Origin of the sequence: Cupriavidus sp. GA3-3 (assembly GCF_000389805.1) — a bacterium.
GTDB classification, from domain to species: Bacteria; Pseudomonadota; Gammaproteobacteria; order Burkholderiales; family Burkholderiaceae; genus Cupriavidus; species Cupriavidus necator_D.
In genome coordinates this window covers 150933-175749 of record NZ_KB944469.1, presented here as the reverse complement: position 1 = coordinate 175749, position 24817 = coordinate 150933, and the positions used below count along the sequence as shown (strand labels likewise).

At 64.7% G+C, this 24817-nt stretch carries 23 protein-coding genes; 5 read left to right on the top strand and 18 right to left on the bottom strand.

The features are described 5' to 3' along the window. Positions 1–128: 128 nt before the first annotated feature. Positions 129–416, top strand: a complete 288-nt coding sequence (locus C265_RS08955) for a hypothetical protein (protein ID WP_037023964.1) — start codon at positions 129–131, stop codon at positions 414–416. Between the two features lie 19 nt (positions 417–435). Here C265_RS08955 and C265_RS08950 read toward each other — a convergent pair whose 3' ends face one another. After that, on the bottom strand, positions 436–1977 hold the full coding sequence (locus C265_RS08950) for a transglycosylase SLT domain-containing protein (RefSeq protein WP_037023936.1): 1542 nt from the start codon (positions 1975–1977) through the stop codon (positions 436–438). Positions 1978–2156: 179 nt separating this feature from the next. Next, positions 2157–2576 carry a hypothetical protein gene (locus tag C265_RS08945; protein WP_037023934.1) on the bottom strand — a complete coding sequence of 140 codons (420 nt, stop codon included), beginning with the start codon at positions 2574–2576 and terminating at the stop codon, positions 2157–2159. Between the two features lie 398 nt (positions 2577–2974). Here C265_RS08945 and groES point away from each other — a divergent pair, with 398 nt between their 5' ends. The 3 genes from groES (at position 2975) to C265_RS30980 (ending at position 6296) form a co-directional block, all read left to right on the top strand. After that, the gene (gene groES / locus C265_RS08940) at positions 2975–3265 is read left to right on the top strand and encodes a co-chaperone GroES (protein WP_010813047.1); all 291 of its coding nucleotides are present in this window, start codon (positions 2975–2977) and stop codon (positions 3263–3265) included. A gap of 46 nt (positions 3266–3311) precedes the next feature. Beyond that, entirely contained in the window at positions 3312–4955 is a 1644-nt protein-coding gene (gene groL / locus C265_RS08935; protein WP_010813046.1) for a chaperonin GroEL, read from the top strand. A gap of 381 nt (positions 4956–5336) precedes the next feature. Continuing rightward, positions 5337–6296: a fimbrial protein gene (locus C265_RS30980; protein WP_011614663.1), complete on the top strand. Its 960-nt coding sequence runs from the start codon at positions 5337–5339 to the stop codon at positions 6294–6296. A gap of 41 nt (positions 6297–6337) precedes the next feature. Here the strand turns inward: C265_RS30980 and C265_RS08925 are convergent, their stop codons facing one another. From C265_RS08925 to C265_RS08850, 16 genes are all read right to left on the bottom strand, one after another. Continuing rightward, a complete protein-coding gene (locus C265_RS08925) occupies positions 6338–7123 on the bottom strand; it encodes a metallophosphoesterase (protein WP_010813044.1) in 786 nt (261 codons plus the stop codon). A gap of 210 nt (positions 7124–7333) precedes the next feature. Then, positions 7334–8308, bottom strand: a complete 975-nt coding sequence (locus C265_RS08920) for a type II secretion system F family protein (RefSeq protein WP_010813043.1) — start codon at positions 8306–8308, stop codon at positions 7334–7336. 80 nt (positions 8309–8388) lie between these two features. Further along, complete coding sequence (locus tag C265_RS08915; RefSeq protein ID WP_010813042.1) at positions 8389–9366, bottom strand: type II secretion system F family protein; 978 nt, start codon at positions 9364–9366, stop codon at positions 8389–8391. A gap of 45 nt (positions 9367–9411) precedes the next feature. After that, on the bottom strand, positions 9412–10782 hold the full coding sequence (locus C265_RS08910; protein WP_010813041.1) for a CpaF family protein: 1371 nt from the start codon (positions 10780–10782) through the stop codon (positions 9412–9414). Positions 10783–10843: 61 nt separating this feature from the next. Further along, a complete protein-coding gene (locus C265_RS08905) occupies positions 10844–12037 on the bottom strand; it encodes an AAA family ATPase (protein ID WP_010813040.1) in 1194 nt (397 codons plus the stop codon). Between the two features lie 23 nt (positions 12038–12060). Then, positions 12061–12519, bottom strand: a complete 459-nt coding sequence (locus tag C265_RS08900) for a TadE/TadG family type IV pilus assembly protein (protein ID WP_010813039.1) — start codon at positions 12517–12519, stop codon at positions 12061–12063. Further along, complete coding sequence (locus C265_RS08895) at positions 12516–13025, bottom strand: TadE/TadG family type IV pilus assembly protein (RefSeq protein WP_010813038.1); 510 nt, start codon at positions 13023–13025, stop codon at positions 12516–12518. Before C265_RS08895 ends, C265_RS08900 begins: the two co-directional genes overlap by 4 nt. Positions 13026–13034: 9 nt before the next feature. Next, the gene (locus C265_RS08890; protein ID WP_010813037.1) at positions 13035–14288 is read right to left on the bottom strand and encodes a pilus assembly protein TadG-related protein; all 1254 of its coding nucleotides are present in this window, start codon (positions 14286–14288) and stop codon (positions 13035–13037) included. A gap of 24 nt (positions 14289–14312) precedes the next feature. Next, positions 14313–14648 carry a hypothetical protein gene (locus C265_RS08885; protein ID WP_010813036.1) on the bottom strand — a complete coding sequence of 112 codons (336 nt, stop codon included), beginning with the start codon at positions 14646–14648 and terminating at the stop codon, positions 14313–14315. Between the two features lie 34 nt (positions 14649–14682). Beyond that, a complete protein-coding gene (locus tag C265_RS08880; RefSeq protein ID WP_010813035.1) occupies positions 14683–16539 on the bottom strand; it encodes a type II and III secretion system protein family protein in 1857 nt (618 codons plus the stop codon). Between the two features lie 63 nt (positions 16540–16602). Further along, on the bottom strand, positions 16603–17445 hold the full coding sequence (gene cpaB, locus C265_RS08875) for a Flp pilus assembly protein CpaB (RefSeq protein ID WP_010813034.1): 843 nt from the start codon (positions 17443–17445) through the stop codon (positions 16603–16605). Positions 17446–17489: 44 nt separating this feature from the next. Next, positions 17490–18908, bottom strand: coding sequence for an ATP-binding protein (locus tag C265_RS08870; RefSeq protein WP_010813033.1), 1419 nt, complete (start codon positions 18906–18908; stop codon positions 17490–17492). Positions 18909–18994: 86 nt separating this feature from the next. Further along, on the bottom strand, positions 18995–19528 hold the full coding sequence (locus tag C265_RS08865) for a prepilin peptidase (RefSeq protein ID WP_010813032.1): 534 nt from the start codon (positions 19526–19528) through the stop codon (positions 18995–18997). Between the two features lie 55 nt (positions 19529–19583). After that, positions 19584–19757, bottom strand: coding sequence for a Flp family type IVb pilin (locus tag C265_RS08860; protein ID WP_010813031.1), 174 nt, complete (start codon positions 19755–19757; stop codon positions 19584–19586). A gap of 92 nt (positions 19758–19849) precedes the next feature. Next, positions 19850–20038, bottom strand: coding sequence for a Flp family type IVb pilin (locus C265_RS08855; protein ID WP_010813030.1), 189 nt, complete (start codon positions 20036–20038; stop codon positions 19850–19852). 1375 nt (positions 20039–21413) lie between these two features. Further along, positions 21414–22883 carry a hypothetical protein gene (locus C265_RS08850; protein ID WP_010813029.1) on the bottom strand — a complete coding sequence of 490 codons (1470 nt, stop codon included), beginning with the start codon at positions 22881–22883 and terminating at the stop codon, positions 21414–21416. 681 nt (positions 22884–23564) lie between these two features. Between C265_RS08850 and C265_RS08845 the strand changes: the two genes are divergently transcribed. After that, positions 23565–24812 carry a glycosyltransferase family 87 protein gene (locus C265_RS08845; RefSeq protein ID WP_052181605.1) on the top strand — a complete coding sequence of 416 codons (1248 nt, stop codon included), beginning with the start codon at positions 23565–23567 and terminating at the stop codon, positions 24810–24812. The last annotated feature ends 5 nt before the right edge of the window (positions 24813–24817 follow it).

Here is a 24817-nt window from a genome sequence, read left to right as displayed (position 1 = left end):
TTTGCGCGGCGAGCCGCGTAGAACGGGAAAAACTGCGCGCAAGGAACGGCGCGGAAAAAAATACGCCAGCACCGCCCTGCCGCCGTGTTTCGCGGACCGGGGGCGTGCCCGGAGACCGAGGTGTGATCATGGAGACCCAGGAAAGTACGCTGACCCTTGCGCTGATGACCGAGCCCGCGCGGATCCGGATCTGCCGGGCGCTGCTGGAGGCCGGCGAGGCGGGCCTGCCGGCCACCGACCTGGCGCAGGTCGCACGGCTGAGCCTGGCGCGCGCCGGCCACGTGTTCCTGGAACTGGTGCAGGCCGATGTGCTGGCGCTGTCGATCCAGGAGCGCCGCGTTTGCTACGTGCTCAAGGCGCGCCGCGCCGTGACCGAGGCACTGGGCTATATCGACGCCAGCGGACTGGCCGACTGATCCTTGCGGCGTGGCCGGGCTACTTCCGGACTTCCTTCAGTGCCCGCTCACGCGCGGCCTCCCGGTCCTGCGTGAGCCGGTAGGCCGCGTAGTACTTGTAGATATTGCGCACATAGGTGGTGGTTTCGATGCCGATCTTCTCCGCCACCACGATCTCGACATTGTTGAACCACTTGTCGGGATCCAGCCCGCGCGCCGCAGCCTCCTTGCGCATCTTGGCGATATTGCCGGGCCCGGCGTTGTAACTGGCAAAGGCGAACAGCGGCCGGTTGGATTCCGAGAAATGCGCGTCGGGGAAGTACTTCGTCATCAGCCGGTCCATGTACTTGGCGCCGGCGTGGATGTTGGACTCGACCATCTGGATATTGCCCACGTTCAGTTCCTTGCCGGTGGCGGGCATGATCTGCATGATGCCGACGGCGCCCACGCGGCTGCGCGCCTGCTGGTTGAGCTGTGACTCCTGGAAGCCCTGTGCCGCCAGCATCAGCGGGTCGAAGCCATAGTCCTTGCCATACTTCTCGAAGAAGGCAACGGTCTGCTGGAAGCGCTTGTATTCGGCGTCCTCGGTGTTGTTCTTGATCTGCTTGACCCGGCGCATGGATTGCTTGATCAGGTATTCCGCCATGCCCTGCTTCTTGACGTAATTGACATAGAAATCGTCAATGACCTGCCGCAACTGCGGGCTGTCCTTGCGGAAGGCCCAGCCGACATAGCCGCCTTCACGCACCGCCAGGTCCTGGCGCACCTTGATGTCAGGCAGGATCTGCGCCCACATTGCGGCCTTCCAGTCGTCGACCACGACGATCTCCAGCAGGCCCGCGTTCAGCATCTCGAGCACGTCCTCGTCTTCAAGGGCATCGGGCAGCAGCACCAGCTTCATCGGCGCCTTGCCGGACTGGCGCAGGCGGTTGTTCAGTGCAGTCAGGCTGTCGTAGTAGCTGCTCGCGCGGCGCACGTGGACGGTCTTGCCCGCCAGGTCGTCCAGGCTCTTCAGCGCCGGCGACTTGGGGCCGGTCACGATCAGCTCGCGCACTGGCTTGCGGTCGCGCGGCGCGGCAAAGTCGACCAGCTTCAGCCGGGCCTCGGTCTCGGTCAGGTTGCCGGCGGCGATATCGCCCAGGCCCGCCGCCAGGTCGGGCAGCAGCCGGTCGCGCGTGGTGGGGATGATGATGATGGTGAGCGGGCGCTTGCCCAGTCGACTGGCGTAGGTCTTGTTCAGGTAGCGCTCGAATTCCCGCACCAGTTCTGCGGTAATTCCGCGCTCGTGGCCTTTGTCGCTGAAGTAGAGGGTGCGGCTGTAAGGCACCAGCACGCGGATGACGCGACTGTTGACCATCACATCGAAGTCGCCCATGCGCGGCTTGTTGGCCAGGTTGAGGCCGCGCGGCCTGGCGACATCTGCCTTGCCGGTTGCGGCTTTCGCCGCGGGGGCCGCAACGGGCGCGGACGCCGGCGCCGGCTTCTGCTGCGCTACGGCAAACGTGCTGCACAGGCTGAGTGCGCCCACCAGGCCGGACAGGAGAAGGCCTGCGAACCAGTGGCGTGGGTGGGCAGCGGACATGGCGCAGATGGCAAGCCGGGCAGAAAGGCGCACGACTCGCTCGTATCGAGTCTAGGCGCGATCCTGCCTCTTGCAAGCCGCCAGGGTCCGGATGCTGCCGAAGGGCAAACGGGAGGGGTATGTCTGGCACGAAGAAGGTGGCCGGCTGATCCCGGCCACCCGTCTCGCAAAGGCTGGCGCTATTGCTTTGGTGCGGCCATTTCCTGCTTGGCCGTTGCATCGGCTGCCTTGTTCTCTACTTTGCGCTCCTGCTTGGCAGCGCCGACTTCTTCCTTGTACTCACCCTTGGCCGCCTTCTTCTTGGCCTTGTACTCGGCGGCGGCCTTCTGGCGCGCCTCGCGGCGTTCCACCAGCGGGTCCTTCGGCGGCTCGATCTGGGTCATGCCGGGCGGCACGCCCTGGCCGCCTGCTGGCGTGGCAGAGGTTGCCGGCATCGCCGGGGTCGCGGGCATGCCCTGGGCAGCAGGGGTTGCCGGCGTGGCCGGGGTAGCGGGGGTGGCGGTTGTCTGGGCAATGGCCGCAGCGCAGCTGAGGCCAGCCAGGCCTGCGGCAATCACGCTGGCGATTCGGGTAAGGCGAGCAGGCTGTTTCGGATCCATGGAATACCTCCAGAGTCGCTGTCGGAGGCGCCGGCAACGGAAGCGCTCGGCGCGGCGTACGCCGTACATCCGGCCAAGACGGGCGCGCGGCGACAAGCCCAGTCTAGGTAGCGGCACCACGTTGCGCTGTCAGGCACACGCCCGAATGGGTGCCGGGATTATTCCTACAGGCGGGTCGTTGCCGGCCGGGAGCCCATGCCGCGCAAGGCATCAACCGCTCCTCGGGAAAACCCGCATCACACCCGCGTCTTGAAATGCCCCTACCCCGTCCCTATAATTAGCACTCGTCAGGGGTGAGTGCTAACAGCCTCCTGCGACACCTGAACATTTCTGACGGCCGTCGCCTCGGTAGCCGGCCGATTTGTGATCAAAAACTCACTTTGTATCTAGGAGTCCGTATGAATCTGCGTCCTTTGCACGACCGCGTGATCGTGAAGCGTCTGGACAACGAAACCAAGACCGCGTCCGGTATCGTGATTCCCGACAACGCTGCCGAGAAGCCCGATCAAGGCGAAGTGCTGGCAATCGGTCCTGGCAAGAAGGATGACAAGGGCAACAACATCGCCCTCGACGTCAAGGTCGGTGACCGCGTGCTGTTCGGCAAGTACGCCGGCCAGGCCGTGAAGGTGGAAGGCCAGGAACTGCTGGTCATGCGCGAAGAAGACATCATGGCCGTGGTGAACAAGTAATTCACCAACTGACCGCCACCCCGTACAGATTTCAGGAGATTCAAGAATGGCAGCTAAAGACGTAGTGTTCGGCGACGCCGCACGTGCCAAGATGGTCGAAGGCGTGAACATCCTCGCCAACGCAGTCAAGGTGACCCTGGGCCCGAAGGGCCGCAACGTGGTGCTGGAGCGCAGCTTCGGCGGCCCGACCGTGACCAAGGACGGCGTGTCCGTGGCCAAGGAAATCGAGCTGAAGGACAAGCTGCAGAACATGGGCGCCCAGATGGTCAAGGAAGTGGCTTCCAAGACCAGCGACAACGCCGGTGACGGTACCACCACCGCTACCGTGCTGGCCCAGTCGATCGTGCGCGAAGGCATGAAGTTCGTTGCCGCCGGCATGAACCCGATGGACCTGAAGCGCGGCATCGACAAGGCTGTTGCCGCCGCCGTGGAAGAGCTGAAGAAGGTCAGCAAGCCCACCACCACCAGCAAGGAAATCGCCCAGGTTGGCGCGATCTCGGCCAACAGCGACACCTCCATCGGTGAGCGCATCGCCGAAGCCATGGACAAGGTCGGCAAGGAAGGCGTGATCACGGTTGAAGACGGCAAGTCGCTGGCCGACGAGCTGGAAGTCGTGGAAGGCATGCAGTTCGACCGCGGCTACCTGTCGCCGTACTTCATCAACAACCCGGAAAAGCAGGTTGTCCAGCTGGACAACCCGTTCGTGCTGCTGTTCGACAAGAAGATCAGCAACATCCGCGACCTGCTGCCGGTGCTGGAGCAAGTGGCCAAGGCCGGCCGCCCGCTGCTGATCGTCGCTGAAGACGTCGAGGGCGAAGCCCTGGCGACCCTGGTGGTCAACAACATCCGTGGCATCCTGAAGACCGCCGCCGTCAAGGCTCCGGGCTTCGGCGACCGCCGCAAGGCCATGCTGGAAGACATCGCCATCCTGACCGGCGGCACCGTCATCGCTGAAGAAATCGGCCTGACGCTGGAAAAGGCTGGCCTGAACGACCTGGGCCAGGCCAAGCGCATCGAGATCGGCAAGGAAAACACCATCATCATCGACGGCGCCGGCGACGCAGCTGCGATCGAAGGCCGCGTCAAGCAAATCCGCGCCCAGATCGAAGAAGCGACCTCGGACTACGACCGTGAGAAGCTGCAAGAGCGCGTGGCCAAGCTGGCCGGCGGTGTTGCCGTGATCAAGGTTGGCGCTGCCACCGAAGTCGAAATGAAGGAAAAGAAGGCCCGCGTGGAAGACGCCCTGCACGCCACCCGCGCTGCGGTGGAAGAAGGCATCGTCCCCGGCGGTGGTGTGGCCCTGCTGCGTGCCCGCGCTGCGATCTCGGCACTGACCGGCGAAAACGCCGACCAGAACGCCGGTATCAAGATCGTGCTGCGCGCCATGGAAGAGCCGCTGCGCCAGATCGTGCTGAACGCCGGTGAAGAAGCTTCGGTGGTCGTTGCCAAGGTTATCGAAGGCAAGGGCAACTACGGCTACAACGCCGCTTCGGGCGAGTACGGCGACCTGGTGGAAATGGGCGTGCTGGACCCGACCAAGGTCACCCGCACCGCACTGCAGAACGCCGCTTCGGTGGCTTCGCTGATGCTGACCACCGACTGCGCAGTTGCCGAATCGCCGAAGGAAGAATCGGCTCCGGCAATGCCGGGCGGCATGGGCGGCATGGGCGGCATGGAAGGCATGATGTAATTCATCGCCGACCGCCTGCCCTCACGGGCAGGCTGTCTTGGAAAACCCCCGCGGGTGCGAGCCCGCGGGGGTTTTTTCGTTCCGGGCAGCGCGACGCTCGCGCCTTGCCATGCACGAGCGCAGAAAACTCTCACCCTGATCTAAGGCTTGCCCTATTTGTGGAGCGGAAGGCGCCGGCTACATTTCTAATCGCCGCCTATTGAACCCGCGGGCAAATCCCGGATCAACCCACCTCCTAGCATGGCTGCCATGGAAAACGAAATCACTACATCGCCACGACGCTGGCTGGTTCATGCCACCGCGTGCATCAGGCGCGTGCCTTCGGTGCTTGCCTGTGCGGCACTCATGTGCCTGGCATACGCCCAGGCGCATGCTGCCTGCATGGGAACCACCGTGACCTCGCCGTTCCTGCCGGCCACGGTGAGCATCAGCAAGACCACCGGTATCGGCCAGGTGATCTCCAGCGCCACCATTACCGTAACGGTGACGTGCGACGACACCGGACTGCGGCACCCATCTACCAATGGCTGGGCCCTGAACTACACGCCGCAGACGCCGCTGGTGGCGACTTCGATCTCGCAGCAGACCTTTGCCACCGCCATGCCGGGACTGGGCTATCGCATGTACATGCCCGACGGCAATCTGATTGCACCGACCAGCTACGGCACCAACGGCGGCGACAACTTCGGTGCCAACTGCATGGGGGCGGCTTCGGGCGGGGTGCCTTGCACGATGCCGCTGGGCACCTCGACCCAGACCTTCCGGTTCCGGCTGGACCTGGTGCGGACCAGCACGGTGCTGACCAGCGGCACGTTCAGTGACAGCCTGATGCGCTTCGGCTACCAGGACAGCTGGACGGGGGGCTCGGGACCGGGGCCGTGGACGGCCCAGTTCGGCGAGCAAATGACTTCGCCAGTGACCTTCCGCTTCATTCCGCCAAGCTGCAACCTCAGCGCCGGCACGGCGAACCAGGTCATTACCTTGCCCAAGATCAGCGCCTCGTCCCTGCCCACCATCGGCTCGACCGCGGGCGCGACGAGATTCGGGCTCACTCTCGAGAATTGCGTCACCCAGTCGATCGTCACGATGAACATCAGCGGCGATGCCACCGCCGTGGGCAGCGTCCTGCGGAACAACGGCTCGGCGCAAGGCGTTGGCCTGCAGATGCTGAATGGCGGCCCGGCGGGCACCCCGCTGCCGCTCAACGCCGATGTCGGCATGGGCAATGTCGGCGCGGCAATGACCATGGCCATTCCGTTGGGGGTGAGGTACTACCGGGTAGGCCCGGTCACGCCAGGCACGGTCGACAGCGTGGCAACGGTCAATTTCAACTACAACTGAGGGATGCGCGCGGCAAGGGCTGAGGCCGGCTCCGGCGCGCGTCAGACCACAACCACGCAGCACCAGTCGAAGCGCTTGTTTTCCAGCTCGCCGGTGCGGCGGCTGACGTAGCCGCGGGGGTTGCAGACCACGCGCGAATCGTCGATGCAGTAGTCGAAGCTGGTGTGGGTATGGCCGTGGATCCACAGGTCCGCCTTTGCTACCAGGTCGGGCCGGCGCGACAGGAAGCCGCCCGAGACCAGGTCGTGCGAGTAGCGCGGGTCCAGGCTGCCCAGGTCGGGGCCGTGATGCGTGACCACCACGGTCTTGCCATCGTAGGGCTGCGCCAGTTGCGCCGCCAGCCAGGCCGACGCGGCCTGGTGGCGCGCCAGCGCGTCCTGGGGCGTGAAATGCCGCGGACGGCCGTCGTCGCCGTGGAGTTCGATCAGGCGGTGATCCAGCATCACAGCCGCGCAAGCCTGCATCGCGTCATCGCGCCGGTCAGTGCCGAACAGGGTGTAGTCAGTCCACCAGGTAGTGCCGATGATGCGTACCCGTCCGTGCGCGCCATTGAATTCGGCCACGGTGCCATTGAGCACCTGTATGCCCGGGTGCGCCTCGGTGGCTTCGGCCATCAGGCGATCCACGGTATCGAAGTTGCTTTCGTAGTATTCGTGATTGCCGGGCACATAGACCACCGGCTGGCTGAAGGTGCGCGCGGCCCAGTCGATGCCGTCGCGCCCGTTGGCGATGTCGCCGGCCAGCACCACGACGTCGGCATCGCAGGCAGGCACGGACTGCGGCATGTTGTGCTCGATGTGGAGGTCGCTCAGGATGCGTAGCTTCATGGGGACTCCGGAGGCGCATGGGGCTCGCTGCATGGGCCGCTACGGCGGCGGGTGGTTGCCTGCATTCTTAATAAGCCAGCCCGTCTGGTCAAGTCCCGCGAATCCCGACGAAAAGCAAAAAAGCCCGGAACCAGGTCCGGGCAAGTGACTGTCTAGCCGGCATTGCACCGGGAGACAGCCGGGGGAAACGATCACGGTTTCCCGGAAGTATTACCCTCCCTGTCCGGCCATGGTGGGCAGGAGAACGCGATAGATCTGGATAAAGGCTGGCCCGAGCAGCACCAGCAACAGCGACGGGAAGATGGTGAAGATCAGCGGGAACAACAGCTTGAGCGCGATCTTGGCGGCTTGCTCCTCGGCCCGCATGCGGCGTTTGGTGCGCAGCATGTCGGACAGCACGCGCAGGGACTCGCCCAGGCTGGTGCCGAAGCGGTCGGCCTGGATCAGCATGGAGGCGAACTTGTCCACGTCCTCCACGCCTGTACGCAGCGACAGGTTAGACAGCGCCTTTTCCTTCGAGAAGCCCGAGCGCAGCTCCAGCAGCATCAGCTGGAGCTCATCGGCCAGCACCGGGCAGCGCAGCGCCAGCTCGTCGGCCACGCGCATCAGCGCTGCATCGAGCCCGAGGCCGGCCTCCACGCAGACGGTCAGCAGGTCGATCACGTCCGGAAACTCTTCAAACACCGTACGCTGGCGCTGCGCGACCTTGCGCGCGAGAACGACGTTGGGCAGGTAGTAGCCGATTGCCCCCAGCACTGCCAGCAACGCGAACATGATATTCCGGTCCTGCAGGCCGGGCTGGCCGGCGGCTGCCAGCAGCCCGATCATCGGCAGGGCGATGGCCAGAACGGTCTTGGCCGCAAAGTACAGCGGTGCGGCACTGGCATTGCGCCAGCCGGCGTTCATGAAGCGCACGCGCAGCTGCGAGCTCTCCCACCCCTCCTTGGGCAGTGACAGCCGCGATACCGGCTGCGCCCATTGCACCAGCTTTTCGTATAGCGGATTCTGCTTGCCAGGATCAGCCCCGAGCTGACCCGCCTGGCCTGCAATCTGCTCCGCCCGCCCCCGCAAGCGGTTGGGCGAGAACACGTAGAGCACCCCGAACACCGTGCCGAACGCCGCCACGAAGATCAGCGCGAGCACGACAAACTGGTCCGCCTGAAACCCCTGGATAATGCCTTGCATGATGGACTCCCGTCAGGATAGCTGTCCAAGCCCTGCTTCTTCGAGCACTGCATGTACTTGTGGAACCGCACGCTGCACATTCATACCCGGATACGGATGATCTTGCGCATCCACAGCACACCGAAGGTCATTGATACCAGCGCGCCGCCGATCATGCGCAAGCCAATCGGGTCCTCCCACAGCACCTTCATGAAGCCTGGATTCACCACCAGAATCAGCCCGGCAGTGCCGAAGGGCAACAGCCCCAGCACCCACGCGGACATCTTGCCTTCCGCCGACAGCACACGGATCTTGTCGAACAGCTTCAGCCGCTCGCGCACCATCGTGCCGATGGTGTCGAGGATCTCCGCCAGGTTTCCGCCGCTTTCACGCTGGATCAGCACCGCGATGACGAAATAGCGCAGGTCGCCCACCGGTACCCGGATGGCAAGGTTGGTCATGGCCTCGTCCAGTGCCACGCCATAATTGATTTCCTCGAAGGTGGTGCGGAACTCCGGCCCGATCGGGGCCTTCATTTCCTGCCCGACCATGCCGAGCGCGCCACTGAATGAGTGCCCGGCGCGCAGGGCACGGCTGATCATGTCGACGGCATCAGCCAGCTGTGCCTCCATCCGCTTGATCCGCTTGGCGCGCTGGCGCATCACATGCAGCACTGGCAGCAGGGCGGCCAGCGCCGCGCCGGCGAGCACCAGCGGTACCGGGATCGGCAACAGCGGAATCAGTGCCACCGTGCACAGCGCCACCATCGCGCAGTAGCCCAGCAGTTGCGCCACCGACCAGGTGCTGCCGGATTGCTCCAGCCACCGGTCCAGCGCGCCCACGCGGGGCACGCTCATGAGCCACTTCTGCAAGCGCGGCGAGCCTGCCAGCATGCGCTTCTTCAGGATCGACAACTGCTCTGCGCTGACATGTCCGCCCGCCGACAGCGCCCGCAGCCGCGCCTCGATGCGCTTGGCCGCGGGGCCATGGGCGTTGCTCCACCACAGGTAGATGCCCTCGACGCAGAGCACCACGGCCACGAACAGCAGGATGCCGAAGGCGTAGAAGATCGTGCTCATGTGTAGCTCCCCGGGATTGTTTGTTGTTGTATCGTGCCAGGCGGATCAGACTTCGAAGCGCTTGGCCGGGTCATAGGTCTCATCCGGCAGCCCCACGCCGAACACGCGCAGCCGCTCGGCAAACTTGGGATAGACCCCGGTCGCCCGGAAATTGCCGCGGACCGTGCCATCCTTGTCCACGCCCGTGCGCTGGAAGGTGAAGATCTCTTGCATATTGATGATGTCACCCTCCATGCCGGTGATCTCCTGGATGCTGATGATCTTGCGCCGGCCGTCGGTCATGCGCGCCGCCTGCACGATCACCGTGATGGCCGAGGAGATCTGCTGCCGCATGGCCTTGGCCGGCATGGTCAGGCCGGCCATGCTGACCATGTTCTCCAGGCGCGTCAGCGCGTCGCGCGGGGTGTTGGCGTGGATCGTGGTGAGCGAGCCCTCGTGGCCGGTGTTCATTGCGTTGAGCATGTCCAGCGCCTCGCCGCCGCGCACTTCGCCCAGGATGATGCGGTCGGGGCGCATGCGCAGTGCGTTGCGCACCAGTGCGCGCTGGGTGATCTCGCCCTTGCCTTCAATATTGGGTGGTCGCGTTTCCAGCCGCAGCACATGGGGCTGGCGCAGCTGCAGTTCGGCCGCATCCTCGATTGTGACCACGCGCTCGTCTTCCGGGATAAAGCCCGACAGGATGTTCAGCAGCGTGGTCTTGCCGCTGCCGGTGCCGCCCGACACCAGCACGTTGACCTTGGCCTGCGAGAGCGCCTGCAACAGCTGTGCCATCGGCGGCGTCAGGCTGCGCAGGTTCACCAGGTCGGACACCTGCAGCGGATTCACGGAAAAGCGGCGGATCGACAGCAGCGGCCCGTCGATGGCAGAGGGCGGGATAATGGCGTTGACGCGCGAGCCATCGGGCAGGCGTGCGTCGACCATCGGGCTGGTCTCGTCGATGCGGCGCCCCACGCGCGACACGATCTTCTCGATCACCTTCATCAGGTGCGCGTCGTCGTAGAACACCACGTCGGTCAGTTCAAGCTTGCCGCGCCGCTCCACATAGGTCTGGCGTGCGGTGTTGACCAGGATGTCCGACACGGTGGGGTCATGAAGCAGGGGCTCGAGCGGGCCGAAGCCGAACATCTCGTCGTAGATCTCAACCGTCAGTTGGCGCCGCTCGTTTTCGTTGAGCAGCACTTTCTGTTCGTCGATGATCAGGTTGACCAGTGCAGCGATCTCCTGTCGCACCTGCTCCTGCGGATAGCGCGCCAGCCGCTCCAGCTCCACGCGGTCCAGCACGGTCTCGTGCACGTCGCGCTTGAGTTGGTGGTAGCCGCCCGACACGGAGGCTGCCGACGTCGCAAACTGGATTGCGGCGTGGCCGTTGGCAGTGAAGGCAGGCCCGGCATTGGCCAGCTGCTCGCGAATGGACATGATGAACTCCTCGTTATCGGCTTCGGTTGGCCGCCGCCCAGGCTGGCCGTTGTCAGGGTATTCAGGTGCTCCGCGCGCGCAGCATCAGCCTGCGCAGCGGCGATACCGATTCGGGCCTGCTGCGCCGCTCGGCTTCCGGCGTGGCGCACAGCTGCGTGGCCATGGCCTGCAGCGCGCGCGCCATGGCGCTGCGCCGGCTCAGCTTGGCGACAGGCTCGCCGTGGCTGACGGCCTCATCCACGGCAGCGGGGTCGTCGGGCAGGGTAAAGGCGGCCTTCATGCCGAAGATCTCCTCCATCGTTGCGCGCGGCATCTCGTTCTTGCGGCCGGTGCGGTTCAGCACCAGGCGGACCTTGTCGGTGGGGTAGTGCAGCGCACGCAGGATATCGAGCAGGCGACGGCCCGGTCGGCCGAAAGAGAGGGCTGGCTCGGCCACCACGCAGATGCGGTCGCTGTGATCCAGCATGCCGATCGACAACGGGTCGATGCTCTGGCCCAGGTCGAAGATCACGAAGTCATAGGCCGGCTGCACCACCGAGAGGATCCACTCCAGCTTGTCCTTCTGGATCTGGCTGGCCTTGATTGGATCGGCCGCACCCGCCAGCACGTCGAAGCCGTTGTCCACATGCACCAGGCAGGCTTCCAGGAAGGCGGCATCCATACGGTCGATCTGGCTGCAGATATCGGGCAGTGTGGAGGGCGGGGTCTTGTCGCTGACGATATAGGTCAGGTCGCCGAAGTGCCGGTTTAGGTCCACCACCAGCACGCGCTTGTCAAGGTGCCGGGCCAGCGCGTCGCCCAGATTGGCCGCCACGAAGCTGGTACCCGCGCCGCCCTTGCACGAGATTACCGAAATCACCTGTCCGGTTTCTTGCGCACGCGGCACGTGGCCGACTTCCACGCGCTTAAGCGCCTCGGCCAGTTGCCCCTTGTCCAGCGGCCACGACAGCACATCGCGGATGCCGGCACGCATGGCCTTGATCAGCACCTCGGAGCTGGGTGCCTGCGTGATCAGGATGCAGGGCAGTTCAGGGTGTTGCTGGCGCAGGGTCTCGATGGCGTGCATCTGCGAGGCATTGATGGCCGGCAGTTCCAGGATGAGCAGGTCGGCCATGCGCAGCCGGCTGGCATGGAACGGGAAACGAGACAGGCCTTCCTGCAGCGTCATGGCCTGGAAGTTGCCAACTACGGTGCTGAGCCGGTTGATCTCGGCCAGCCGGTCGGCGTCTTCGGAAACGATCAGAATTCTGAGCATGGTGTGCTCCTGGTTCATGCGCGCTAGTTGCAGATCTTGCCGCTGGTGGCAGAGTCAAGGCTCTCCCGCGGCAGCGTGGTGGAGAACGGAGGCATCGATACCGTGATCGGAACGACCGGAATGAAGGTCTTGACCGAGACGTCAGCCACACTGACGGTGACGGAGCGGCAAGAATTGCGCGCGGTGTCGGCGTCGGCGTCGCAGCCACTTGGCTCGTAGGCGACCTGGATATTGGTGTCCTTCAGCAAGGGCATCAGATACGTCATCCTGTCCTTGATGGCTGTGTCTGTGACGTCGCACACCACCGCGATGCGTGCACCCAGTCGGGTGGCTTCGCCGGCGGTGTTCCAGTAAAACAGCACGCGAGAAAATTCTGCAATGCCGATCAGCAGCATGAAGAAGATGCTGGCAACCAGGGCGAACTCGATGGCGGTTGCGCCGGCCTGGCGTGAACGCTGGTGCATGGCACGGATTGGAGTCATAGCACCTGCCTCATTACCGTTGCGATATCGGAGAACGCCAGGGCTCCCACATTGAGGTAGGACTGGATTGGCGAGTAGGTAAAGCCCGAGATCTTCACTTCAACCAGGTTGATGGTGCCCGCCGGCGGGCGTGAACTGTCGCCCCCCTCGTAGATGGCGACGTTGGCAAACTGCTTGCTGCCGCAGCCGGTCGAGTCAATGCGGTCACAGACGACTACCATCGACGGACTGAGGCCATTCACAAGTGCCGCGCCACCGCAAGTGGTCTTGCCATAGACGGCGATGCATTTCGCCTGGTCAACTGGGTAGTTCGGCTCGCTGGGCGCATATTGCGAAAGGAAGCGTGCCGCATCGCGCGTGGCCTTGGTCAGGGCGTTGTACTGGTAGATCGCGCGCCCGTACTCCGCCACCCCGGTCACCAGGATTAGCAAGGGCACCAGGACCAGTGCGAACTCCACCGCGACCACCCCGCGCAGCTTGCTCCTGTGCTGCCTGCATTGCGCCATGATTCGCTCCTATTGCACCAGCACCGGCACACGGGGGCCTGAGCCCGTACTGGACCCAGGCACGCCCTGGGTCGCGCACGGGCTGGTGGGGTCCTTCGAGTCGCCCAGATATTCGAGGGTGGTCACAGCCTTTGCGCTCTGTTCCTGCATTGGCTCTACCATCAGCATGCAGGTCCAGGAGATCACCGTAGCTTGCTTGTCCTCGGCAAGGTCATTGCAGTTCACCATCGGCACCTGTACCAACCTGCGATCGGCGCCGGCCTGATGCACCTGCCTGGGTGATGGCGTGCCCTTGACGTCCAACCCACTGTCAGTCTGGAATGGCTCGTTGACTGCCCGCTTCTGGATAAAGTCAGGGTAGGCGTTGCCACCGTTCGGCGCATTCCACGTGGTCGTGGTGTAGGCATAGCCGGTAAAGTCGGGCGCCCCGTCCTTCGGGTCCTTATATGAGCCGGTATAGATCCCGAAGCGGGTATTCCACGCCGCGATCAGCGATGCGATGCTGCCTGGCTCGCCCACCTTGGAGCCCACGACCGGCAGGTCGCACTGTCCGCTGCCGGCAAGCAGATCGGCCAGTTCGGAAGCGCCGCCTGCCGGAGGCGAAAGGTCAGCCCAGCCAAAGCTGCCAGGACCGTATGGGTCGCTCGGATCGACCCTGGACTTGATCCAGTCGCCCCGGTTGTACGCGGTTTTCGCCGGATTCGCCGTTGGCGGCGAGCAGACATAAACCGGGATGGCACAGGCGGCTTGCGCGCTGGTGGTGGTGGCGACAGCCATGGCATTGACGGTACTGGCCTTGATATCGATCCCCGGCAGCAGGTTGAGCATATGGATGAACCAGTGGGCAATGCCCTTGCGCTCGGCGGTGCATTTCACGTACTTCACCTTGTCGAGCGAGAACGGAACGTTGTTCTTGGTGTAGAAGGTGCTGTCAGGTGTATCGCTATATGAGACGTTGAGATTTTCGAACATTTCCACTGCCTTGCCCTGGAACAGGGCAGCGTTGCTCGTGCCGGTGGCCAGGCCGGCCGCCTCGGACACGAGCAGCGGCGTGGCGCCCGTTACATCGCGCGCAGCAGCCAGCGCGCAGGCATCGACGCTATTCTGCAGCTCGCTCTTGGTTACATAGAGCTTGCCCAGATCGAGCGCCAGCCCGACAAAGCCGATCAGCACCGCCAGCGACAGTCCCACGATGATGGCAACCGCGCCACGCTGGCGCGCGCGCCGCGTCAGCCTGGATCGTGTGAAGCCCGATGTAGACATGATGGTCTCCTGCGGTTCTGGTGCTCAGCGGCCGTTGCCACCCATGCCCACGCCGCCATAGCCGCCGGCGCCGAAGTCGATAGTCATGGAGGGTGCGCCGCCTTGCTGGCCCCCTGACAGCGAACGGTCGAAGTTCTTCATCGCTGCCACAGCCGTTTTGCCATCGGTACCGGTGACAGTGGGCAGCCCGGCGGGCGCGTCGGGATTGATGATCTGCATTTGTGTGACGGTTGCCAGCGCTACGCCGCGCTGGCCGTCCCACACCGGCGTCGAGGTCATGCAGGCCGACAGTCCCAGGCAGGCCAGGCTGCCGAGCACCAGGACGGCGGCGCCGCGCGAAAGCTTCAGTGTCTTGTTCATGGTCGTTCTCCGGTTCTGCTGGTGGCGCGGCGGATCAGTTGCCGCCCGATGCGGTGCGGCCGGCAGTAGCCGCGGCCCTGGCCTGGGCCAGGCGGGCGGCGGTGGCTTCGATGCGGGCGATGCGCGCGGTAGTGTCCTCGGCCGGGGGCGCGGCCGCCGTGTTGCGGGCGGGCGCCGGGGCCGGCAGGGCAGGACGCGTGCTTGCGGCGGGTGCAGGTTCCGGTGCGGCCGGCGCGGGCTCATCCAGCGGTTTGCCGTTCGGCACGGCCGATACCGAAGTGCCGGGCGCGCCTTCGCTGCGCGGTGCCGTGGGCGGCGTGGCGGGTGCTGCGGCCGGCGCGGCGGGCTGCGACGGTGCCGGCACGGGTTGCGGCTGACGCTTGCCGCTGCCTTCCATATTGCCCATGAAGTACAGCGACAGCGGGTTGGGTGTGGAGAAGCTGTCGGTGGGCAGCGGGTAGTTGCTGGTCTGCATCGGCTTGACCAGCCGCGGCGTGATGACGAACACCAGTTCGGTCAGGTCCTGCTGGTACTGGGTGCTGCGGAACAGCGTGCCCAGCACCGGCACTTCGCCCGCACCCGGCAGCGCCTTGAGCGAGCCGCGCGCGCTGTCCGTCAGCAAGCCGCCGATGGCAAAGCTCTCGCCGTCGCGCATCTGCACGGTGGTGGAGGCGCGGCGGGTGGTGATCACCGGCAAGATGGACTGGCCGGCCAGGGTGCCGCCGCGGATGGTGGCGCCAGTGGGCGACAACTCGGACACCTCCGGCGATACCTTCAGGTGAATGCGGCCGTTGGCCAGCACAGTGGGCGTGAACTTCAGACCGACGCCGAACTCTTCTTCCTGCAGGGTGACAGTGCCGGCCCCGTTCAGCACATTGGCCTGCGCCACCGGGATATAGATCTTGCCGCCTGCGAGGAAGCTGGCTTCCTGCCCGCTGATGGTGACCAGGTTCGGCTCGGCCAGGATCTTGACCAGGCTGTCATTCTTTTGCGCATCGATGGCGATGTCGAATGGCCGGTTGTTGGCCTTGCTGGCAAAGATCGCGGACGAGGCGCCGGTCAGCAGCGAAGTCACCAGCCCGCCGCTCCAGGAACCGAAGCCGCCCTGCAGGTTCACCGTCGAGCCGAGTTGGTTCAGCAGCGTTTTGGACACCTCTGCCACCTTCACTTCCAGCATGACCTGCTGCGGGGTATCCACCGACAGCATGTTCAGCACGCCGCCCTTCTTGTTGCCGTCGCCGCCCTGCGCGGCATTGGCATAGGCCTGGGCGATTTCCATGGCTTGCTGCGCGGTCTGCGCATTGGTGACGCTGCCGGTCAGCACCAGGTTATCGGCGGCGGTCATGACGCGGATGCCGGGCTCGCCGGGCAACAGCTGACCCAGCGAAGTCTGCAGCCCGCCGGCGTCGGCATTCACCACCACGTTGATGATGCTGCAAGAGCCGCTGCGGCCCTGCACGATCATGTTGGTGGTGCCCACCGCGCGGCCGAGCACGTAGAGCGTCTGCGGCGACACCATGGTCGCCTGCACCACATTGGGATTGCCCAGCGTGCGGTTGCGCACCGGCTCCTGCAGCGTGATCAGCTGTGACTTGCCGACCGGCACCATCACGCTTGATTCGCTGCGGATCGCGCCGGTGCAGTTGGGCCCGCGCGCCTCGCCTGAAGTCACGGGCGGCGCCGACGCGGCCGGTGCGGCGGCTCCGGGCGTCATGCTGATGGTCATCTGCATCGGGCCCTGGGGGGCCTTGGCGGCAGCCGGTGCGGTTGCCTTGGTCAGGTTGCCAGCCTCAATGGCGGCCTGCGCCGCAGCAGCCAGCGGCGTGCAGAGGATGGCGGCCAGCACCAGGATGCGGGTGCCGCCTGCAGCTTCGGATCGTTTCTGGTTCATTTTGAATCTCCCCCCGGAGAGGCTGTTGCAGCTCAGGATTTGTTGGATGGCTGGCGTAGGTGCTCAGAAGCACTCGACGCCACCCTGCATGCCTGCCAGCACGCCGATGCAATTGCCCGAGCGTGCGGGCGCCGCCGCTACCGTACGAGTCTTGACTACGGTGCGCGTCTCGGTCTTGGTCACCACCTTGGCCGGTGCCTCCGGTGTCTTGCCAAGCAGCGTTCCCTTGGTGGCGCCGCCGGTGCTGATGTCGGCCACATCCAGCTGGTTGCGCAGCACCAGCGACAGCGTGCCGACGCTACGCGCCACGTCGAGCTTCTCGGCCTGTTCGGGCGTGACTTCCAGCGTCACCGCATTGACCACCTTGGGCTGGGTGTCGTCGCGGCTGACCTGTTGCGCTACCGCCAGCACCAGGATTTTCTCGAGCACGATCTTCGAGATGCTGCCGCTCTGCGTGGTCTTGGCTTCTTCGTTGGTATTGACGATCACGTCGACGTAGTTGCCCGGCAGCGCGAAGCCGGCCACGCCCACCACGTCGTTGACGCGGACCGTGATGGCACGCTTGCCGTCATTGATCACGGCGGACAATCCACCCTTGGTGCCCACCGGCGCCAGCTTGGCGTCGAGGACGGGCTCGCCGCGCTGCAGGCTGGTGCGGACCACGCGGCCCTCCAGCGCCTTCATGTCCTCAAACGCGCCGGGCGGCACGCTGCCTGTCGGCCAGCTGACCATGCGCAGCTGGCTGCCGTTGAGCGGCTGGCCGAGGTTGAGGTCGTTGGCGGCGACGACCACCTGCCTGACCGAGCTGGACGACTGCTGGACCAGCCATCGCGACGCGGATACCACTGCCGCCACGCCGGCGACGAGGGCAATCAGCAGCATCAGGATTGCGCGTGTGTTTTTCATGATGATTCTCCCCCTACAGTTGTCCGATGGTTCGGTGGTGCAGTTCAGCTTGCGGCGCGATGGTCATCCGACCATCGATGGCCAGCGCCTAGCGATGGCATGGCATCGGCCGAAGCGCGCAGCCCGTAGTAGCCTTGCCATGCAGACACCAGGCCTGCCTCGGTAACCTGTGCGGCATGGCCGTGGTAGCGCACGCCCGAGTCCACCAGGCGCAGCAGGTCGCGCGGGATGCAGGCCAGCAGCGGCGTATCGCTGGCGTAGTGCAGGCTGTCGACCAGGAAATCGAACATCGCATCCGTGCTGGTCAGTCCGAAGCCAGCGGCGGTGCGTTGATAGACTTCGCGGTAGTCGTCGACCGACAGCGGGCCCACGTAGAGCTTGCTGCCGAGCCGGCGCAGGAAGGCGTCGTCGCCCAGCTCCGACGGTTCGAGGTTGGTCGAGAACACTGGCCAGACATCGAACGGCACCGAGAAGCGCACGCCGGTTTGCAGCGTGAACATGTCAATGCTGCGATCCAGCGGCACGATCCAGCGGTTCAGCAGGTCGCTGACGCCAACCAGCTGGCGGCCCAGGTCATCGATGATGTAGATGCCATTGTTGGCCTTCATGTGAGGAGGCGCCTGGTAGAAGCCGGAGACGCGGTCATAGCGCAGGTCCAGCATGGATAGCGTCAGCTCGCCGCCGGACAGCACCACCGGGCGATGGCACAGGACCCAGCGGCGGTCCAGCGAGCGGCGCGCCAGCGAGGCTTCGCTGTCGTCGAACGGCACATGGACCAGCGGATCGAACACCTGGATGATTTCGCCGGCGACGGTGATGGCATGCGGCACTGGTACCGCGCCAGGCAGCAGCGTGCCCAGGCGCTGCGCCAGGTAAGTCTTGCCACTTCCGGGCGGGCCGTAGATCATCAGCGCGCGGCAGGTGTTCAGCGCCATGCCGATTGCGTCGAGCAGATGGACCGGGATCACCAGGTCATGGAAGGCGGCAGTAACGTCCGCCTTGGTCACGGAAGCTTGGTTGACCGAGTGGCGCTTGATGGCATCGAGGTACGCATCCAGCGTGACCGGCGCAGTGCCGACATAGCTGCAGCGCGCCGAGGCTTCCGCCGCGCGGGTATAGCCGGCGTCAGTGAGCCGGAAGCGCACATCCAGGTCGCTGGCGCCGCGGTGCGCGATCTCCAGCAGGCGCTCGCGCACGGCGACGGCCGCGATTTCATTGACCACCAGTGCCGGCAGCTTGAGCGTGTCGGTCAGTACTGCCAGCGTGACGGTGCGGTGCTGGTAGGCGGCCTTCATCAGCAGCCCGAGCAACTGTGCGATCTCCAGGCCGGTATCAGCAATCGTGCGCGGCAGCACGTGCCAGGGCGGCACCGGCAGCGTGCCATGCTCGGCATGGACATTCCTGCCGGTCGCGACGGGCTCAAGGAGCCGTGGTGCGTGACCTGAGTCGTGATGCTCGTTCATTGCCATCCCCTGTTCGCTGGTCAGTGTGTTCTCGTTCCTGCAGGCGCCCGTGACTGGTCGGCGCGTTGTGTCGCTTGTGGCTTGTGTCATGTGCCGGCAAAGAGCATCGTCAGCGTCCCGGCGGCAATCGCTACGCCGTAAGGCAAGGAGCCGGCTGACGCCTCGGCTTGCGGTTGCACCGGCCGGGAACCCGGCACCAGGGCGGCGATCAGCATGTGGCCCACTCGGGCGAGGGTCGAGCGTCCCTGTCCTGTGGCAAGCACCTGTACCAACGCCCAGGCCCCACCAATCACGCAGGTTGCCAGTGCGATCTTCAGCGCCATGCTGCCGCCGAGCCAGGCGCCCACGGCTGCCATCAGCTTGACGTCGCCGGCCGCCATGCCGCGCATCAGATAGAACGGCAGAAACAGCACCAGGCCCACCGTCCAGCCATAGAGCCACGCCAGCGAACCGGCGGCAGGGCCATGAATTGTTGCCATCAAGGGCAGCGCAGCGATCCAGGCGCCGAAGGTCAGCCAGTTGGGAATGCGGCGGCGGTCCAGGTCGATGGCCGCGGCTGTGAGCACGATGCCGATCGTGGCGGGGCCAACGAGGGGGGCGAGGGCAGTGGCGGCTTGCATGGCGATAGTGGAAGGTAGCTTGGTTTGTGTCCGGGGCGTGCGCTGGTCGGATAGATCAGGGCATCCTGGAGGCGATCAACTCGTACATGGCTTTCACGGCATTGCTGAGCGTGGCGACGGAAACGACAATTGCCATTGCGATCAGACTGCCGAGCAATGCGTATTCGATAGAGGAGACACCCCAGTCGTCGCGCAAAAAATCTTTTGACCTGGCGAGGAGCTTCGGCATTTGGCGTCTCCGGTGTCTGTGTTGGCGTGTCGGGCGGGAGTCCGTGCCGCATGGCCGTCCGGAACAGGGCGGCCATGCGTGCGGATCGGCTATCAGGCCGGTACGGCGTTGGTGAGGGTATCGCCGATGTATTTGAAGATGAGGTTCAGGTTCGTGCCAATAAGCGTCACCGAAACGATGATGACAACTGCGATGAGTGCGGCGATGAGGCCATATTCAATGGCGGTCACACCGTCTTCATCACGGATGAACTGCTTGATCATGGTGGTCAGGTTTTGCATGACAAACTCCTTTGGTTGGGAACAAGCACTGCAGAACTTTGGAACTGCAGATAGGGCAACAACGGCATCTGATATCAATGCTTGGAAATCCGGCAGCAGGGCGGCGCGCAGATTGCGCAGGCGTGAAATGGCCACTGGCCGGGACCGCCGTGCACACCGCGTGGGTTGCGTGACTGCAGCCGGCGTTGTGCCGACGCATGCATGCACCGCGCGGCGTGCTGCACATGGCCTGCACGCGCCATGCAACGGAACTGCGCGCTGCTGGTGCCCCTGGCAGCAGCAGCGTGGCCGATATTCCGGTGTGGCATCGCAGGTTGGCGTGCGACTGGCATGGTGAAACTCCCCTTATCTTTCTGGAACTGATGCCGGCGAACGTTGCGCCGGCATCGCGGCAGTCAGGACTGCGGTGCCGCGTGCCTGACATAGGCAAACGCCAGGCCAGGCCAGCGGAAACCGTTGTGCCACAAGGGTTTGCGGGTAGCGATGCGCGGTGGCCGCAGGTTCGGCGGGCCTGCAAGCGGCTTTTCGGCCACGCTTCGTTGCTGGGTGGAAACGCGGGTCTTGCAAGCCATTCCGGACCCCGCTACAGATGTCCTAGATCGCGGGAAGTGCTCAAGTGGGCCGCGCTGACGAAAGAGGGCGGCAATTTCATCCAAAAGCATGAGGCAACGTTCGCGCCGAAGATCGGCATTCGTCGCAGTCGGTAGTCCTCCTGGCTGCTTCGCTCCCTTTTTTCCGGTGACGGCCAGACTGACGGATGAGAACGCCTTCTGCCGAGGCAACGTTTCCGGATCGAAACATTGCAAAGTACGCCAGGGCCGCGAGAGTGCCTGCAGGTTTCACAGACACTCCCTGCAAACCCTTGTGTGCAGGGGGCTGCAGGCTCGCGCGGGCGCGTGATTCACGTTGGAAACATGGCATGTGAGATGGCTGTTCTTCGCTGCAATCGCAGGCGTGCGCAGGGGTGGGCGCAATCGACTTGCGAAGGGGGAGCCGCGCGACAAGGCATGCGGTTCACGCAGGCTTCGCGTCTTGTCGACGGCCTGCCGGGGGGGGCGGCGCTGCGGGGTATTGGGTGTGTATCGCGATTGGAGTTCGCGCGTGGGCGAGAGCCGTGGCAGGTGCGGGGGGCAAGGCAGCCACCTCGCATTGCCGATGGCCGCAGGGGCTGCGCTATAAGCTGTGATCCGATGCGCCCTGCGGAGCGGGGCATCGCATGAGCGCGGAAGCTCAGCCCAACGCTGCCTGCAGCCATGCAGTGCCATGGCGTGGCCCGCCACGGCCACGCAGGTGGGCCGGGACGCCCGCCATGCCGCAATGTGCGACGCGCGCTGCAGGCTAGCCGGAAATGGGCACGGGCGGGCGGGTGACGGCCCTATTGTCCGCGGATATAGGCGACGGCATTGGTATCCTCATGCACTTTTCGCCAGCCCGGTAGGCCGTCGATCAGCTTTGATGCAGGACTAGAGGGCTCCAGAACGGCCCATCGGATCTTGTATTCCTGGATCAGGGCGTGCAGGACCTTGGCATCGCCAGAATAGGCTGCCATATACCTTCGCACGAAATCGTCGCCGTAGAGGTCGGCGCGGCCGTCGATGAGCGGCGCAATGCCGGAGAATATGAGGTAGCCGCCGAAGTTGTAGCTGTTGAAGACCGGCCCGGCGGCACCTGCCGCCATGGCCGCGTTGACGGCCTCACGGGGCAGTACCCGGCTCTGGTCGTGCTGGATGCCTTTGGCAAGGAAGGCGATGCTGCCCATGAACAAGGCCATGCACAACGCGGTAATGGTTCGAATACTCCGTGGTGACAGGCGTGGCTTGATTTCCGGACGGATGGCTGCGCGTAGCTGGGGGCCTACGCTGGGCATCAGCAACAGCGGGGCCAGCAACCCCGGCAGTTCGGCATAGCGCGCGAAGGCCAGGGCAAGGTGAACCAGCCCGAAGCACATCAGGATCCGGGTTGCAGGCAGGCGGAACCCGAAGTAGAGCGCGCCGAACAGCACAAAGCCAAGCCACAGCTCGATTGGCTGGATCAAGCGGAAATCCGGTGACTTCCATTCGCTGATGATGCTGAGCGAAAAACTCATGCCGGAAACGTGGAAGGGGAAGAGCAGGCCGTCCACGCCGTTCGGTGTCAGCAGGGCCGCCAGGACGGTCAGTGCCAGGAATGGTGCCCATGCCCGCGCGCTCCGGCGTGGATGTCCTTCAGTCAGGAAGGCCTCGACGGCCAGCGCGCCGGCCAGCCCGATACCGAGAAGGAAGCTGCCATGCAGGTTGGCCCAGGCCAGCATGACGACCGGCAGCCACAGGCTGGGTCGCTTGCCTTGCTCACGCGCCAGCACAAGGTGGGCGGCCCAGATCACCATCAGCGGCCAGGCCAGCGCATGGGGGCGGGCGAGCAGATGCTGGGCCAGCGTGAGGAAGGCCAGGAGTGTCACGGCGAACGCATGCAGTGGTTCGATATAGCGCAGCAGGAACCGCAACAGTACGGTCAGCGTGACGGCAGTCGCCAGCGCGGTGACCAGCACCGGCCCGGCCCAGCCGAGCCAGGCATGGGATGCGCCAAGGATGACTTCGGCCAGCCATTCATGCGGAACCCATTTTGCGCCGTGAAAAGAGAATGAGAACGGATCGGTCGCCGGCACTGCGTGGTTGGCAAGGATCCATTTGCCGGCGGCGATGTGCCAGAGGGTGTCGGCATCCACTAGCAAGCGGCCACCGATAAATGAGAGGATCGAGAACAGGCTGAGTCCGAAGAGGGCGAGCCAGAACCATTGCTTCGTGGCGAACTGCTGGAGCAGGCTTTCCCTGCTGGTCGTCTCCACCCAGGTCGTGATGATTTTCATGGCGTCTCGCGGTGGCTGTAATGGTTACCCATCCGGATCAGGCGGGAAGGGCGCGCGGCTGGCCCGGCGCCGCCGGGGGCGCAGTTGCCAGGCTGTCGCAATAACCGCGCCATCGCCGCAGGTGCGCTTGTTTTCCCGGGGAGAGGGCGCCGCCTGGGTGAGCGCGTTGCCGAGATGGCGACAACGTGCCCGTGCTCCCGTTTCCACGACGAATCGTGCTTAATTCTTTGAAGCTCGCGGCCGCATGCGAGGCAGCGCGCGCGTGCGGCCATCCCTGCTCCAAAAGTATGAGTCGGAGCGTGCGGCACACAGTGCATTTGGCGGAGACCGACGCGCAATGGCGCCGCTGTGCGTCCGCGCGGGATGAGTCGCCGGGAGTAAGCCGCCCGAACGCGAACGTTTCAGCGGGGAAACGCGCGCTGTCGCCGCGGACTGGCTGCGCCCCCGGTCAATGTCGGGAGAACCGGAATGGCACACGGGATTGCGGTCGAAGCGGGTCGCGATTCAGTTTGGAAACGCTCGCACGAGCCGGATTTCAGCGCCCCCGCGCAGGCCTTGGTTCTGCTTGTACATCGGTGGGCGCCTGACCAGAATGGAGCCAGTACATCGATGCATCGCCGCTGCATTGCCAAGAAGAAATCAGGCCGGCGCTGCCACAGAATATCAGGGGGATGGGGAGCGATGAGCCTGGACCATAGCCCGGCAGCAACGCCGGGGTCAGTGATGTCGCGGCATTGGCTGGACCTGGAGCGTCTCCGGGCCTACAGCGTTGCCGTGCTGATCATCTATGGTGCCTTGATCGTGGCATGGGCATTCAAAACGAGGGGCTTCACCACGGATTCGCTGGGTCGCCCTGGCGTGGATTTCTCGGCCTTCTGGAGTGCGTCGTATCTGGTCATGAAGGGTCAGGCTGCCAAGGTCTATGACTACGAGACGCTGCGGCACGTCATAGCGGCGTTCGGTGCAGTCCGGGGCGAGGGGAAGTTTTTCCTGCCATGGGTCTACCCGCCGACCTTCCTGCTGTTCGTGATGCCGCTGTCCTTGTTGCCGTTTGCAGCGAGCTATCTGCTTTTCATCGGCAGCACGGCAGTCGTGTACATCACCGCGGTACTCAGGATCCTGGCTTTTCCCGGTGTGCCGCGCCACGTGGTGTGGCTGCCCGTGCTGGCTTTTCCCGGAATCCATGAGGCCGCCTTGATCGGGCAGAACTCGTTACTGACGGCCGGCATGGCGGCATGGGCGCTGATCCAGTTGAGAACCCGGCCGGTGCTGGCGGGCGTGCTGATTGGCTTGCTGAGCGTGAAGCCGCAACTGGCGGCGTTGCTCCCCGTAGCATTGGTGGTGGACCGCGCATGGAAGGCATTCTTTACCGCTGCGGCAACCGCGGCTGCGATCGCTGCCTGCAGCATTGCCCTTTGGGGATGGGAAACCGTACCCGCGTTCCTGGAAAGCGGCACGCTCTTCAGGCAGATCGTACTTGAGCAGGGCGAGATTGGATGGCGCCATTGTCCGACCGTCTTCGCCATGATGCGCCGGGCCGGGGCGTCGGTGACGGTCGCGTACCTGGCCCATGGGCTGGGCGCGGTGTTTGCGATCTGGGTGCTGGTCAGAGCCTGGCGCGGCCGGAGTTCGACGGCACTGCGTATTGCCACGCTGGCCGCGTCCACCGTGATGGTAAGCCCCTACCTCTGGTACTACGAACTGACCTGGGTGGGACTGGCGATCGCAGGCCTGGCAGTCGAGGGTGTGAAGCACGGCTGGATGAAAGGGGAGCGGGAACTGCTGGTGGTGGCATGGCTGCTGCCGTTTGCCCTGAGCATGAATCAGGCGGGTCATCTGCCACCTGCCGGGCCGCTGGTGACGCTGTTGCTGCTGATGGCAATCCTGCGCAGGGCGCGGGCCGGGGAGCGGTTCGCACCAGGTAAATAACAAGG

Excerpts from the sequence above, each read along its gene's own strand:
- C265_RS08955 (WP_037023964.1), top strand. The coding sequence starts at position 129 with ATGGAGACCCAGGAAAGTACGCTGACCCTTGCGCTGATGACCGAGCCC.
- C265_RS08950 (WP_037023936.1), bottom strand. The coding sequence starts at position 1,977 with ATGTCCGCTGCCCACCCACGCCACTGGTTCGCAGGCCTTCTCCTGTCC.
- C265_RS08945 (WP_037023934.1), bottom strand. The coding sequence starts at position 2,576 with ATGGATCCGAAACAGCCTGCTCGCCTTACCCGAATCGCCAGCGTGATT.
- groES (WP_010813047.1), top strand. The coding sequence starts at position 2,975 with ATGAATCTGCGTCCTTTGCACGACCGCGTGATCGTGAAGCGTCTGGAC.
- groL (WP_010813046.1), top strand. The coding sequence starts at position 3,312 with ATGGCAGCTAAAGACGTAGTGTTCGGCGACGCCGCACGTGCCAAGATG.
- C265_RS30980 (WP_011614663.1), top strand. The coding sequence starts at position 5,337 with ATGGGAACCACCGTGACCTCGCCGTTCCTGCCGGCCACGGTGAGCATC.
- C265_RS08925 (WP_010813044.1), bottom strand. The coding sequence starts at position 7,123 with ATGAAGCTACGCATCCTGAGCGACCTCCACATCGAGCACAACATGCCG.
- C265_RS08920 (WP_010813043.1), bottom strand. The coding sequence starts at position 8,308 with ATGCAAGGCATTATCCAGGGGTTTCAGGCGGACCAGTTTGTCGTGCTC.
- C265_RS08915 (WP_010813042.1), bottom strand. The coding sequence starts at position 9,366 with ATGAGCACGATCTTCTACGCCTTCGGCATCCTGCTGTTCGTGGCCGTG.
- C265_RS08910 (WP_010813041.1), bottom strand. The coding sequence starts at position 10,782 with ATGTCCATTCGCGAGCAGCTGGCCAATGCCGGGCCTGCCTTCACTGCC.
- C265_RS08905 (WP_010813040.1), bottom strand. The coding sequence starts at position 12,037 with ATGCTCAGAATTCTGATCGTTTCCGAAGACGCCGACCGGCTGGCCGAG.
- C265_RS08900 (WP_010813039.1), bottom strand. The coding sequence starts at position 12,519 with ATGACTCCAATCCGTGCCATGCACCAGCGTTCACGCCAGGCCGGCGCA.
- C265_RS08895 (WP_010813038.1), bottom strand. The coding sequence starts at position 13,025 with ATGGCGCAATGCAGGCAGCACAGGAGCAAGCTGCGCGGGGTGGTCGCG.
- C265_RS08890 (WP_010813037.1), bottom strand. The coding sequence starts at position 14,288 with ATGTCTACATCGGGCTTCACACGATCCAGGCTGACGCGGCGCGCGCGC.
- C265_RS08885 (WP_010813036.1), bottom strand. The coding sequence starts at position 14,648 with ATGAACAAGACACTGAAGCTTTCGCGCGGCGCCGCCGTCCTGGTGCTC.
- C265_RS08880 (WP_010813035.1), bottom strand. The coding sequence starts at position 16,539 with ATGAACCAGAAACGATCCGAAGCTGCAGGCGGCACCCGCATCCTGGTG.
- cpaB (WP_010813034.1), bottom strand. The coding sequence starts at position 17,445 with ATGAAAAACACACGCGCAATCCTGATGCTGCTGATTGCCCTCGTCGCC.
- C265_RS08870 (WP_010813033.1), bottom strand. The coding sequence starts at position 18,908 with ATGAACGAGCATCACGACTCAGGTCACGCACCACGGCTCCTTGAGCCC.
- C265_RS08865 (WP_010813032.1), bottom strand. The coding sequence starts at position 19,528 with ATGCAAGCCGCCACTGCCCTCGCCCCCCTCGTTGGCCCCGCCACGATC.
- C265_RS08860 (WP_010813031.1), bottom strand. The coding sequence starts at position 19,757 with ATGCCGAAGCTCCTCGCCAGGTCAAAAGATTTTTTGCGCGACGACTGG.
- C265_RS08855 (WP_010813030.1), bottom strand. The coding sequence starts at position 20,038 with ATGCAAAACCTGACCACCATGATCAAGCAGTTCATCCGTGATGAAGAC.
- C265_RS08850 (WP_010813029.1), bottom strand. The coding sequence starts at position 22,883 with ATGAAAATCATCACGACCTGGGTGGAGACGACCAGCAGGGAAAGCCTG.
- C265_RS08845 (WP_052181605.1), top strand. The coding sequence starts at position 23,565 with ATGAGCCTGGACCATAGCCCGGCAGCAACGCCGGGGTCAGTGATGTCG.